The sequence below is a fragment of the Desulfoferrobacter suflitae genome, assembly GCF_022603395.1.
GTDB classification, from domain to species: domain Bacteria; phylum Desulfobacterota; class Syntrophobacteria; order Syntrophobacterales; family Syntrophobacteraceae; genus Desulfoferrobacter; species Desulfoferrobacter suflitae.
Window position 1 is genome coordinate 228,169 of record NZ_JAIBKA010000004.1, and the last position, 13,358, is coordinate 241,526.

9 protein-coding genes are annotated in these 13,358 nt (G+C 58.5%); 3 read left to right on the top strand and 6 right to left on the bottom strand.

What is annotated here, in order from left to right; translation table 11 throughout:
* Positions 1–12 precede the first annotated feature (12 nt).
* Genes K1V27_RS08655 through K1V27_RS08675 form a run of 5 tightly spaced genes read right to left on the bottom strand, consistent with a single transcriptional unit; the run spans position 13 to position 6,316 of the window.
* On the bottom strand, positions 13–3,387 hold the full coding sequence (locus K1V27_RS08655; protein WP_258929287.1) for an FAD-dependent oxidoreductase: 3,375 nt from the start codon (positions 3,385–3,387) through the stop codon (positions 13–15).
* On the bottom strand, positions 3,384–3,998 hold the full coding sequence (locus K1V27_RS08660; RefSeq protein ID WP_258929289.1) for a 2-oxoacid:acceptor oxidoreductase family protein: 615 nt from the start codon (positions 3,996–3,998) through the stop codon (positions 3,384–3,386). Before K1V27_RS08660 ends, K1V27_RS08655 begins: the two co-directional genes overlap by 4 nt.
* The gene (locus K1V27_RS08665; protein WP_258929291.1) at positions 3,995–4,849 is read right to left on the bottom strand and encodes a 2-oxoacid:ferredoxin oxidoreductase subunit beta; all 855 of its coding nucleotides are present in this window, start codon (positions 4,847–4,849) and stop codon (positions 3,995–3,997) included. Before K1V27_RS08665 ends, K1V27_RS08660 begins: the two co-directional genes overlap by 4 nt.
* Positions 4,850–4,873: 24 nt before the next feature.
* Entirely contained in the window at positions 4,874–6,019 is a 1,146-nt protein-coding gene (locus tag K1V27_RS08670; RefSeq protein WP_258929298.1) for a 2-oxoacid:acceptor oxidoreductase subunit alpha, read from the bottom strand.
* Positions 6,020–6,046: 27 nt separating this feature from the next.
* On the bottom strand, positions 6,047–6,316 hold the full coding sequence (locus K1V27_RS08675) for a 4Fe-4S dicluster domain-containing protein (protein WP_258929300.1): 270 nt from the start codon (positions 6,314–6,316) through the stop codon (positions 6,047–6,049).
* A 608-nt stretch (positions 6,317–6,924) separates the two neighbouring features.
* Between K1V27_RS08675 and K1V27_RS08680 the strand changes: the two genes are divergently transcribed.
* Positions 6,925–9,297, top strand: a complete 2,373-nt coding sequence (locus K1V27_RS08680) for an SLC13 family permease (RefSeq protein WP_258929304.1) — start codon at positions 6,925–6,927, stop codon at positions 9,295–9,297.
* A gap of 6 nt (positions 9,298–9,303) precedes the next feature.
* Here K1V27_RS08680 and K1V27_RS08685 read toward each other — a convergent pair whose 3' ends face one another.
* A complete protein-coding gene (locus K1V27_RS08685; protein ID WP_258929305.1) occupies positions 9,304–10,506 on the bottom strand; it encodes an aldehyde dehydrogenase family protein in 1,203 nt (400 codons plus the stop codon).
* Positions 10,507–10,758: 252 nt separating this feature from the next.
* On the opposite strand from K1V27_RS08685, the gene K1V27_RS08690 reads away from it, so the two are divergent.
* Complete coding sequence (locus K1V27_RS08690; protein WP_258929306.1) at positions 10,759–12,375, top strand: fumarate hydratase; 1,617 nt, start codon at positions 10,759–10,761, stop codon at positions 12,373–12,375.
* 68 nt (positions 12,376–12,443) lie between these two features.
* On the top strand, positions 12,444–13,064 hold the full coding sequence (locus tag K1V27_RS08695; protein ID WP_258929307.1) for a 50S ribosomal protein L11 methyltransferase: 621 nt from the start codon (positions 12,444–12,446) through the stop codon (positions 13,062–13,064).
* Positions 13,065–13,358 lie beyond the last annotated feature (294 nt).

Here is a 13,358-nt window from a genome sequence, read left to right on the forward strand (position 1 = left end):
ACTTGTGTCTTGTTACAATAGTATTTCATCGATCATCTGTTCCAGGTAGCGGCGGTCGCGGTAAGGACTGTCGGCGGCGTTGGACGGGCACACCGGAATGCAGTTGCCGCAGCCCTTGCAGAGCGCCTGGTCCACACACGCGTAAAAGCCCCCTGCTTGGTTCTTGCGAAAGCTGACCGCCTGGTAAGGGCACACCTGCATGCAACGTCCGCAACCGCGGCAACGGCTTGCCTCGACCACCACCGTATAGCCTTTGCTCTGGCGCGGTCCCCGGGGCATCACCGTAGCCGCCATTATAGCTGCCGCTTCCCCCTTGATTCGTTCGGACACCTTGATTCCGGCAGGGTTTGCCAGGGACAAACCGGGGATCGAAGTGGCGCCCGGATAGAAGAAGGGAATTCCCGGTATACCGCGCTGCTGCATGGATGATTCCACGATGTGCGGGGGAAGCTCCGCCAGCGGCATATAAGGAATGTTCTTGCGCGATTTTTCCCCCAAAATGATCGCTCCTACCTGCAGTTCCTGGTGACAGCCCGCGCTCTCTACCAGTACTTGGAAGTTGCCCACAGTGCCGCGGATGCCTTTGACGGTTGCCCCCTCAAATACATGGATGTTGGGATGACGCAGGGTGTTCCTGGAGGTGCCGAAAAGGAAAACTTCCATGCCGGCATCGGCCAAAGTAAAGGCGCTTTTCAGGGCGGCCTTGGAGTCTCCCAGAACCGCTGTGGTAAAGTTGTAGGGTCGCGCGGGAGACGGCATGGTCTTGAGGTTCCGGGCGCGCCCGATGGATCGCTCGATCAAACCCGCAAAGCGGGTGGCGGCGAGCTCCGGGTCGCGTTCTATGAGGCGCAGCACTTCACCCCGCAAATTACAGGTTTCCACCATGCTGCGGCTGATGCCGGTGCCATTGAACAGGGCATTTTTCAGGCGACTGCGCTGATCGGTGCAGGCGCTGCAAATGAAATCCAGAGGGCAGCAGACGCAGGAGGCCAGAAGGATTCGAGTCAATCCTTTTTCACGCACCGCCCTCAGGAGATCGGCGGAGCCTTCCGGCGTGCAGGCGGTGGGCAGTATCTCAACCTGGGCTATCCCGGCTTGCGCAGAAAGCCCCTGCAGATAATCGTCGAACTGGGGAGACCATCCCAGAGAGTCATTGCAGCGGCACACGAAAACCCCGATGCGGGCCTCTGCGGAGATCTGCGGGTCGGGCGGTGTGAAGGCAAGGCCGTGTCCCCTCATGCGCTGCGAACTTCCCCCGAGCAGCACCATTGCTTCGGCTGCTGCGGCAAATCCCCGCAGCATCATGGCGTAGACATCGGTTGTGGCCGACCTGGCACTGTAGGCGCGCAGCACATCTTCACCCTTAACGGCGGGGGCGGCCTGCGGATCGGCAATGATTAACACCCCGGCGTGCTCGACCTGCTCGCCGGCCGGCTGGTCGTGCTGAATGGCCCCAACCACACCGCAGGCCCCCACACATTGCAAACACTCTGAGCAGACACTGCATTGCAGGCACCGTTCGGCTTCCGATCGAACCTGGTGTTCATCCAGTCCCAGCGCTACTTCATCGAATACCGTCTTCCTGAGGGTCGGCTGCCTTTCGGGCATTTTGGCGCGGGCAACCGACGGAATGTCCGGCGTGATTTCATTGAAATCTCGATCTTCGGGGCGATGACCGAGGTGTTCGGGTACATCTTCCCCGCTGATTGCCCGGTGAACAGCCCGGGCTGCCGCCCTGCCGGAGGCCATCGCCTGTACTACCGAGGTTGCCCCGCTTACGGCGTCGCCGGCAGCGTAAACCGCGTTTTTGCTGGTGCAGCCCTTGTGGTTGACAGCGATGAGGCCGGCCTTGGTGGTTTCGACGCCGCCGGCTTTGCCGAACGACAGCGGATCCGGAATCTGGCCGATGGCGACAAAGGCTCGGTCAAACTGCAAATCAAAGGGTTCTCCGTCCGCAACCATGACCGGCCAGGGGATTCCCTTGGCATCGGGTTCCCCGGGTTGGGTTGGGGCGCAGCGCAGCCGGTTCATCTTACCCCGGGATCCAAGAAAAGCCATTACCTGGGCGCAAGCGACGATCTGCACACCCTCATCGCGCGCCGCCTGAACCTCGTCACGATCGGCCGGAATGAGCTCTTGCGGAAACCAGGAGACAATGGTCACACGGGCACCCAGCCGCACCAGCGCGCGCGCCAGATCGAAGGCGGCGTTGCCGTCGCCGATGACTGCAACGTTCTCCTCGATCCGCCGGCATTCACCGCGATACAGCTTGCACAGAAAATCGATACAGGTTTCCACGCCGGGCAAATCTTCTCCGGGAACGCCAAGTTTGCGATCTTTCCAGAGCCCCGTGGCGAGGATGAGTGCAGCGTATTGCTGCGTGAGATTGTCGAGCTCCCGAACGAGATCGACGGGACGCTCCAGCTCAAACGCCACCCCCAGTGATTCGAGACGAGCGATTTCCCGATCCAGGATGTCTCTGGGCAGCCGATGGGGGCCAATGCCGTAACGCAGCAGTCCACCCGGCAGATGTTCCCTCTCGATCACCGTCACGGCATAGCCCCATCGGGCCAGGTCCGCTGCTGCGGCCAAGCCAGCCGGCCCTGAACCGATTACCGCGATGGGCTCCGGCCGGGATGAGCGGGGTGACTCTTTCAACGGCGTGTCCTCTGCGAGGCCGGCGTCGGAGGATCCACAAGCCGCTTCATAGTCTGCCAGAAACCGTTTAATGTCTCGAATGGCAAGCGGCGCATCCAGTTCGGCACGGCGACAGGCGATCTCGCACGGATGTGTACAGATGCGGCCGCAAATTCCGGGCAGGATGTTGTCCCTTCGAATCAGTTCGAGCGCCTCGGCGTATTTGCCCGCCCTGGTGAGGGCCACATACCCCTGGACGTTGACTCCCAGGGGACAACCGGCCTGGCACAAGGGTTGCCGCCGCTTGTCAATGACCGGGCGACCCGGCAGGCAGGTACGGCCCTGGTAGTGAATGGGATTGCAGCCGTCGGGGTCGGACGCCGGGCACTGCTCGGCACAGCGTCCACAGAGAATGCAGCGGTCGGCATCTACAAAAGTCTGCCAGTGCTTCAGCCGAACTGCAAATCCCTGGGCGGAATGCTTGATGTTGCTGATTTTCCCGGGCAAGAAGCACCTGATCCTTGGATTGCGCAGAATACGGAGCAATCCGGGTCGCAAAGCGTAATTGAGGGTGAGTCCCGAGTTGAGCCGCCATTGGTCCTTGGCCAGCTTGCTGTTGATGTCCGGGTCGGGGTCGACCAGGGTGACCGCTATACCCATCTCGCCCAGTTTGTTGGTGGCTGCGATACCCGCAGGATTTGCGCCCACCACCAGGACGCGGTGCAGTCGATCCTTGGGAGTCCTCATCATTTGACTCCTTTCACTCCGGCGGCCTTTTTTCTGCGCCCCTTGAGGGTCGCCAGGCCAAAATCGTAGCCTTTGTTGAACGCTTTAATGTTCATTTGTTCGGTGCCTTTCGGGACGGACGCTTCCACCGTCCTGAGAGCCGCCTGGACAGTGACCGATTCGGTCACGGCCGTCAAAAAGCCGAGCATGACGATGTTGGCCATCATTTTTCGGCCCATCTCCTCGGCAAAGCGTGTGGCAGGAACAGAAAAAACCTGGTCGCTACCGATTTTCCCGGGTTGCACCAGGTCCTGATCGATGATCAGGGTGCCGCCTTGGCGCAAGAGTGGGGCAAATTTGTCGAAGCCCCCCTGAGACATGCAGACAACGATGTCCGGGTTGCGCACGTACGGGTAGTGGATGGTCGCGTCGGATATGATGACCTGAGCACTGCATGCGCCGCCGCGTGCCTCCGGGCCGTAGGACTGCGTCAAAGTACTCTCCCGATGGTCGCCAAGGCTGGCGGCCCGGCCCAGGATGTTGCCGGCCAGCACGATGCCTTGTCCCCCGAATCCGGTAATCAGGACTTCCCTGCGGAAGTGTCCGATCTTTTCAGGTGCCGATTTTGCCTTCATACTGCCTCGCTTTTTTCTATCCTCTCCTGAGGACGGCAGGTCCTGTCATACATATCCAGAAAGGTGGGACGCTCCAGGTCGAAAAACTTGCCCAGGGTAATGCCACGTTCGAAGTCCAGCTGCACTTCGGCCGGGTGGCAGGCATGCTTGATCACCGTGCGCTCCTGATAGGCCTTGAGCGTATCGAGAGGTTTTTGCTTATTGCGGCGCCCGTAGCTGGTCGGGCAGGGGGCCAGCACTTCAATAAAGGAAAAGCCGCGCCGCAACAGGGCCTCCTCTACGGATTTGGTGAGGTCGCGCGTGTGCAGGATGGTCCATCGGGCCACATAACTCGCACCCGCGGCAAAAGCCATGAACGGCAGGTTAAAGGGAGTTTCCGGATTGCCCCGCGGCGTGGTGGTGGTTCTGGCGTTACACGGAGTGGTCGCCGCAGCCTGACCGCCGGTCATGCCGTAATTGAAATTGTTCACGCACACGACGGTCAGGTCAATGTTGCGCCGGGCGGCGTGAATGAAATGGTTCCCGCCGATGGCGAAAAGATCGCCGTCACCGCTGAATACCACGACATTCAATTCGGGATTGGCCAGCTTCATCCCGGTTGCAAACGGGATGGCCCGACCATGGGTGGTATGGTAGGAATCCAGCTTGATATAGCCGGCGCCGCGCCCGGAACACCCTATGCCGGAAACCATGACGGTTTTCTGCAAATCAATGGCGCTGGTTTTCATGGCCACCAGGCTGGCAGAAAAAGCAGTACCTATGCCGCATCCAGGACACCAAATGTGCGGAATGCGGTCGGTGCGCAGGAGTTCGTCCAGGGGATGTTCGTTGCGCTCTTTGGTCTTGTTCATAGCAGTTCCTGTTTTTGCCATGTCCTACGAAAAATTCCTCAACGTCTCGATGATACGCTCGGGTGGAATGACGGCGCCCCCGGCGTGTCCCACCAGCATTGCCGGTGCTCTGCCGGCGGCGCAGCGCTGCACTTCCAGGTGGATTTGACCCAGATTGATTTCAACCGTCACCAACCCTTTGACTCTTTCGGCCAGGGCACGGACGCGCTCTTCGGGGAAGGGCCAGACCGTCACCAGTTTCAGCAGTCCGGCTTTGATGCCCAACTGACGCGCTTCGTCAACCGCAGCCAAACTGCTGCGTGCCGAGACGCCGTAGGAGACGATGACAAGGTCCGCATCCTCCAGCCGGTATGCCTCTGTTCTGATGATGTCTTCGAGATTCCTGTGAATTTTCCCCGTCAACTGAGCCAGCATTGCCTCCTGAGCCTCGGCGGTCATGACCGGATAGCCCTTTTCATCATGGGTGAGTCCGGTCACATGGATGCCGTAGCCTTCGCCCGCTATGGCCATGGGCGCAACCCCGTTGGGGCCGGGCTGGAAGGGCTTGAAACGATCCTTTCTTCCCTTGGGTTTGGGCCGGGACCTAGGCTTGATGGCGTTCGCTTCGGGAATGATGACGCGTTCGCTGAGATGACCGATGACTTCATCGGACATGATGAGCACCGGGGTTCGGTAAGTCTCGCTCAGATCAAAGGCGGTGATGGTGAGGTAGAACATCTCCTGGGGCGATGAGGGCGCCAGAGTGATGATTTCGTAGTGGCCGTGAGAACCCCAGCGGGCTTGCATCATGTCCCCCTGGGCTGCCAGTGTGGGAAGCCCGGTGGAGGGGCCGGCGCGCTGCACATTGACCACAACGCAGGGAGTTTCCGTGCAGATGGCGAGACCGATGTTTTCCATCATGAGACTGAAGCCGGGTCCGGAGGTCGCCGTCATGCTCTTGGCTCCAGCGCAGGATGCACCGAGCACGGCACCCATGGAAGCTATCTCATCCTCCATTTGAATGTAAGTGCCGCCCACATCCGGAAGCCGGACTGCCATATGTTCAGCCACCTCGGTAGCGGGAGTGATGGGATAACCGGCAAAAAAACGGCAGCCGGCTGCAAGGGCCCCTTCGGCGCATGCCACATCGCCCGTAATGAAATGTTCACCGGTCAAAACAGCTGGTTTCATAGGGTAGCCTTAATCTTTTTCGATGGTTCAAACCAAATCGGCCGAGGCTTCTACCGAATAAATGGCGAAATCCGGGCAGATGATCTCGCAGTAATGGCAATTGACGCACTCATCCGCTCGCTTGACCTGCGGCGGGTGATAGCCTTTGGCGTTATAGCGCGGAGAAACCTCGAGGACATCCCGGGGGCAGAAGGCGATACAGTAGCCGCATCCTTTACATCGTTCCGCAACGATGTGCACAATGCCGCGTGTCACCTCAATCTGGTCAGCATCCAGCGGAACTCTCCAATATTTCATGAGGGGTCCTTGCTCCAAACAAAGAGTGGTTGGGTTGGGGTGATGAACATTGTTGTTCTGCAAACAATTGGGAGTGTTGAATTGTAGGTGAATTATCGAGTAAGTCAAGCCAATTCGATTCGGTCGTTTAATAAAATTTCCATTTAGGGTAGTAATTTATCGTGTGGTGTTGCATAAATCTCATAATTTTGCTTTCGCTGGGCTAACTTCTGCTGCCGGATTCTGTCGATGACTCCAGCAGAATCGTGGTGCTTTGGCCAGGATGGGGTGACAGATAGGAGAAGCCGGCGTATATTTTCCCACGGATTGAATTTTCTGCCCATGACAGAGTTTGTGATTGATCATTTCTGCTCGAATATGCACCATCCCTCTTCGCGACACCGGGGACACGCAAACCGGTCGCGATTTTGAGCGGTGCCTGAACCATTTGTTCCAATGCCTGCCGGGTATCTGCTAAACTGGCATGGTGTCCGTCCTCGACGGCCCGGCAAAAAGAGGGCGTGTAGGATGGAAATCCATCGCCGCACCCCATGGCTTGCTATCCTCGGGGAGAAGAAATATGGGAGTTCGGGCAGCCTGCCGGTTGCGGGGTTGGTGGAGGTGAGCGCATGTATGGAGGAATTTGGTTGTCCCGGGACATGATCATTGTTTCGCTCATTGTGATTGTGGCCATTGGCCTCTTGATCTCCAACCGACTGCGGATGGACGTCGTCGGGTTGCTGGTACTCATTGCGGCGGTGATCACTGGAGCCGTGACGCCGCAGGAAGCGCTCTCAGGCTTCAGCAATCCTGCTGTGGTCACCGTGGGGGCGGTCTTCGTACTGAGTGCCGGCTTGTCAAAAACCGGTGTGGCCAACTGGATTGGGCGCCAGATATTAAGGGTTGCCGGGTCCGGAGAGGTGCGGCTGATCGCGGTGATCATGATCACCGCCGCGCTGCTCTCTGGTTTCATGAACAACGTGGGAGTCGCCGCTCTGTTCCTGCCGATGGTGATGGAGGTGGCACGCCGCACCGGCCATTCTCCCTCCAGGCTGTTCATGCCGCTTTCCTTCGGCTGCTTGCTGGGGGGGCTGATCACACTGATCGGCACGCCGCCCAACATTATCGTCAGTCAAGCCCTCGTGGCCGAGGGCCGTGCAGGGTTTCAACTGTTCGACTTCACACCGGTCGGGTCCCTGGTGATGTTGGCCGGAGTCTGTTACATGGCGATCATCGGCCGACGACTGCTGCCTGTCCAGGATATCAGCAGGCCCCCTCGACTGGACCAGGCGGATGATGTGGCGCAATTTTACAATCTTCATCACCGGCTGTTTGTCGTGCGGCTGCCCGAAGGTTCCCCGCTGTCCGGCAAGACCCTTGCCGACAGCCGCCTGAGACCGGTTCTGGGGCTCAATGTCGTGGCGGTTTTCCGGGGTGACAAAACACACCTGGCGCCCGGCCCCGATATGGTGCTGCAAACCGGTGACAGGCTGTTGGTGGAAGGGGACCCGCTGCGCCTGGAGGTACTCCATGGGCAATGGCGGTTCAGCGTGGAAGACATTGATCTGCCCGCCGAACGATTGACTTCGAGCACGATCGTCATGGCGGAGGCGCAAATCACCGAAGGTGCGACCGTGGTTGGGCAGTCACTGCGGGAATTGAACTTTCGCGTTCAACATGGTGCCAATGTACTGGCAATCAAGCGGCACGGAGTCCTGCACAGAACTCAGTTGCACGATTTTCCACTGCACAGTGGCGATATCCTTTTGCTGCATGCTCCCCGTGACGGCATTGAAAAACTCCAGAGCCACCCTGATTTCGAATTGCTTGAAATGGACAGTGCCGATCTGTTCAGCCTGCATGAACGGCTCATGTGCCTGCGGGTGCCGCAGGATTCTGATCTGGTATCGAAGACCCTTGAACAGAGTGGTTTTGGTAAAGCCTTTGCGCTGACCGTGGTGGCGATCATGCGAGGCGAGCAACTGCTTTTGGCACCCGAGCAGTCGGAACAGATAGAGGCCGGTGACTCTTTGCTGGTTGAGGGTAAACGCGAAAATTTAGCAATACTGAGCGGGCTCGAGGATTTGCAGATTGAGCGGCAGGAGGCACCGGACATCAATGAGTTGAATTCGGGTGAAGCGAGTCTTGTAGAAGCGATTTTGTCACCGCACACAACGCTTGTGGGAAAGACCCTGAGGCAATTGCACTTCCGTGAAAAATTCGGCTTAAACGTCCTTTCCATTTGGAGAGAGGGAGAGCCGTATGGGGGAGTCGAGATCACCGACAAGCCTCTGCGCTTCGGCGACGCGCTGCTGCTCTACGGCCCCTTGGAAAAGCTTCGAGTGTTGGGCAAAGAGCCGGACTTTGTTTTGTTGAATAGAGAGGTCCAGGAAACACCACGCTGGAACAAGGCGCCGCTGGCAGTACTCATCATGGCCATGGTGCTCATCCCTGTCACCCTGGGGTGGCTGCCCATTGCCATTGCCGCACTCACCGGAGCCACCCTGATGGTTCTATGCGGTTGTCTAACGGTGCAGGAAGCGTATCGGCATGTCGAGTGGCGTGCGGTCTTTCTGATTGCCGGCATGATCCCTTTGGCGATTGCCATGCACAATTCGGGCACCGCGGAATTTCTCGCCAAAAGGGTTGTTTCGCTGGTCGGCCACTATGGCCCTGTTGCCACCGTCGCCGGGCTGTACCTTGTGACGGCGATAGCGGCGCAAATCATCCCCACTGCTGCGGTGGCCATGCTGATGGCCCCCATTGCCCTGGATACGGCAGTGGATCTGGGGTTTTCCATCGAGTCCCTCGGCATGGTGGTTGCCCTGGCTTCCTCCGCCAGCTTCATGAGTCCCGTGGGGCATCCCGCCAACACGCTGGTCATGGGGCCGGGAGGATATCGTTTCACCGATTATCTCAAAGTCGGCCTGCCGCTCACCCTATTGGTGTTTATGGTGGTACTGGGAGTGCTCCCGATCTTTTGGCCGATCGTCGTCAAATAGGCAGTGTCATTGCGCTCTGCAATGGCGCACCAGTTCCTTGCCGTACAGGAATGCACCGTCCCTTTCAATCCACTGGTCGTTTTGCCTTTCGAGTATCCAGCCGCTCTCTTTTTTTCCACCAAACGGCAGTCTCAGCGGAGTGAAGTCGAAATCCGGGTTGTCGTGCACCATGCCGAAATGCTCATGGAACAGTGTCCGGGCGTGGTCCGGGGGCGTGCCGAAGAAGGCCAGGAGAAAGCCGTAGCGTGTGCGAATCACTTGCTGGACGGCCTGCTCAGGATCGTCAAAGGGCTGGAGCAGCAGAAAAGGACCGAACAGTTCCAGGTCGGCTATTGTCCCCTGCGGCATCTCAAGGATTAGCGGTGTCACCCATTCCCCGTTCATCCCACCGTACAGCAAATCTGCTCCGGCACAGCTCTGCAGCGCCTTGTGCAGAATTCTGCGGGTCCGTTCCACGCGGATCGGTCCGATGTCCGTATGTTCATCAAAGGGATCGCCGACGGTGAAATCCTTCGCCAGGGTCATGATCCGTTGGCGCATGGGGGCGTACAGTGTGCGGTGGATGAGCACTTTTTTCAACGTGGTGCAGTATTGCCCGCCGTTGATAAATGCCCGCCTGGCAATGAAGCGGCCGGCCCTGTCTACATCGGAGTCGGCAAAGACCAAGGCGGCGGGCATTCCGCCGGGACCCGCAAAAAACAGTTTGTCAAATGCCTCGTGCTTGCTTCGGTAGGCCTGGCCGACCGCCGATGCTCCGGAAATGAAGAGCACCCGAACCGTTTCATCTTCCACGCAGCGCTTGCCATATTCCCGGTTGTCCTCGCCCAACACCGGCTGGAGGGCGCTGAAGGGTCTGACTATCTCGGCAATCACTTGGGCGCTGCGCGGCGTCTGTGAGGAAAAACTGAAACGCAGCTTATTGCCCGATAACATGGCGGCCCCTCCCAGGCGGGCAAGCACTACCACCGGGGCATCATAAGGAAGAATGGCGGCCACGGTGCCGTAGGGGCTGCAGTGGGCAACCCAGTCCAGTTCCTCCTCCATGGAGCGCAGGTGCTGTACCGCAAGGTCAACCTCCAGAGCGGTGACCTTTACCGGAAACCCGGCGTCTTCCGCCGCGGCTCGCTGCAAATCGGCTTTACGATCCGCCAACGCCCCCGCCAACTCGGCGATATCCCGCAAACGGGCATTGTAGTCGATGGTGGCCATTATCGTACTCCTTGTTTCTGTATCTCCTTGGACCGTGTCAATGTCACTGCAATAAAAACAACAGTTTGAAGATTTTTGCAAGTATCCCCCCGGGAATGAATGCTGGTGCCTGCCGCATGTCCTCTGAACAGGCTGTGACTTGGCCGGTTCGACGGTCAATTCGACACTCGACAAAGCAATCCTTTTGCCCTAACATCAGCCCTCTGGAAGTGACCGATGTGATCCGCAGTCCAATGCTGAAAGGAGTGCACCATGCCCGAGTTTTCTTACCAAGACCCGTTTCCCCTCGCCCAGGATGATACCAAGTACCGGTTGCTCACAAAAGATTATGTTACGCTGGCTGATTTTGAGGGGAAAGAGATCCTCAAAGTGGATCCTGAAGGACTGACGTATCTGGCCAATCATGCCATGCGCGACGTCTCTTTCCTGCTTCGGCCGGCCCATCTGGAAAAGGTTGCCGCCATTCTGGACGATCCCGCAGCCGCTCCCAACGACCGCGGGGTGGCCATCGCCATGCTGCGTAACGCCGAAGTGGCCGCACAGGGAATCCTGCCTCTGTGTCAGGACACCGGGACAGCCACCATTGTGGCCAAGAAGGGCCAGCAGGTCTGGACCGGTGGGCGGGACGAGGAGTACCTCTCCAAGGGTATTTACAAGACCTACACCGAAGAAAATCTCAGGTACTCGCAAACAATCCCGCTCACCATGTACGAGGAGAAAAACTCCGGCACCAATCTTCCCGGACAGATTGATATTTACGCGGTTGATGGGAGTGAATACAAGTTTCTTTTCGTGGCCAAAGGGGGCGGGTCTGCCAATAAGACTTACCTTTACCAGGAGACCAAGGCCCTGCTGAACCCGGCCGGCCTGGAAAAATTCCTGGTGGAAAAAATGAAGACCCTGGGAACGGCCGCGTGTCCGCCCTACCACTTGGCCTTTGTCATCGGGGGCACGTCGGCCGAGTCCTGCCTCAAAACGGTGAAACTCGCTTCAGCCGGCTATCTCGATGCTCTGCCGACCGAGGGGAACGAAGGCGGACAGGCCTTCCGCGACCTGCAGATGGAAGACAAGATTCTGCAGGCGGCATACCAGTGCGGCTACGGCGCTCAGTTCGGCGGCAAATACTTTGCACTGGATGTGCGCGTGGTCCGACTTCCCCGCCACGGGGCATCCTGCCCGGTAGGCATGGGAGTCTCCTGTTCGGCGGATCGAAACGTCAAGGCCAAGATCAACAAAGGGGGCATCTGGGTGGAGGAACTGGAACGTAATCCCGGGCGGTTTATTCCCGAGCAGTACCGGGGAAAACATGAACGTGGTGTGGTCAAGATCAACTTGAACCGGCCTATGAAAGATATTCTTGCCGAATTGAGCAAATATCCGGTCACCACCCAACTGTCCCTGACCGGCACGCTCATTGTCGGCCGCGACATCGCGCATGCCAAACTGAAGGAAAGAATTGACCGGGGCGAAGGGCTCCCTCAGTATATGAAGGACCATCCCATCTATTATGCCGGCCCGGCCAAAACGCCTGCCGGCATGCCTTCCGGTTCCTTCGGTCCGACCACGGCAGGACGGATGGATTCCTACGTGGATCTTTTTCAGTCCCACGGCGGATCGCTGATCATGATTGCCAAAGGCAACCGCAGCCAGCAGGTGACCGATGCCTGCAAGCAATACGGCGGATTCTACCTGGGCTCCATCGGAGGTCCTGCCGCGCTGCTGGCGCAGGAAAACATCAAAAAGGTTGAGGTCCTCGAATACCCCGAATTGGGCATGGAAGCCATCTGGAGGATTGAGGTGGTTGATTTTCCCGCGTTCATTCTGGTCGATGACAAAGGCAACGATTTCTTCAAACAGATCGGCTGCTGATGGCGCCGGCAGGGCTTGAGCAAGTGCCGCAACGATGCTGACGGGTTGCTGGCGGGATGGAGACGGCCATGCTGCTGAAGCTTGACTCCGGGTTGAAGGTGGCCATTTCACCCATCTTCCCCTGGGAGTTGCGCCGGGAAGAGCTGCTAAAGGTGCGCAGTGACGGAGCGTTTCATCCCGACCATGTGACCACTCGGCTGTGCCTGCGGCTGCTGGATGATACCCTGAAGCATGCGGCCTGCCGCTCTCTGCTCGATGTCGGCTGCGGTTCGGGGATTCTCGCACTGGCTGCGGCACGCCTGGGGGTGCCTCGAGTAGTCGGATTTGACAGGGATATTCGTGCTGTTGCCACTTGTCTCGAAAATGCCCGCGCCAATGGGTTGCTGGGCGCCGTGCATTGGTTCGCCGCAACCCCCGATGCCGTCAAGGGCCGCTTCGACTGTGTCGTCGCCAATCTGCCCTATACCGTGCTCCGTCTCATCCTGCCTGACCTGCCGCCGCTCTTGAATCCCGGCGGACACCTCATCCTCTCGGGGTTCCATGATATCCAGTGGAGGCCTTTGCTCGAGAAGCTGATTGCCCAGGGCTTCACACTTCGCCGCCAGCTTGCGGGGGATCGTTCGTTCTTTGGAGTCCCCCCTTCCGGCAGCTTTACCTGGATGGCAGTGCTGCTGGCCCATGAGCGTTGATGCAACAACCCCGTCGGATTATCATGGGAAGCCGTGTGCCGTTCATTCCTGCAAACCTTGCAAAAGTGGAGAGCCAATCTGGCATGTGAGTATTCCGCTCGCGGTAGATGACATCAGGGAGCGACGCTTGCGGTTCCCGGCAGCTGAGTCAAATGCCTTGTGAATCCATGACTCATGTGATTCCCGCTTTGGCTGGGATGACGGAGCCGCACGCAACACCGCTTCGCGGACAATCTGTGAGCCTGTTTAAATTATTGCGCAGGGAAAGGAAGAACATAACAAGAACGGCAGCTT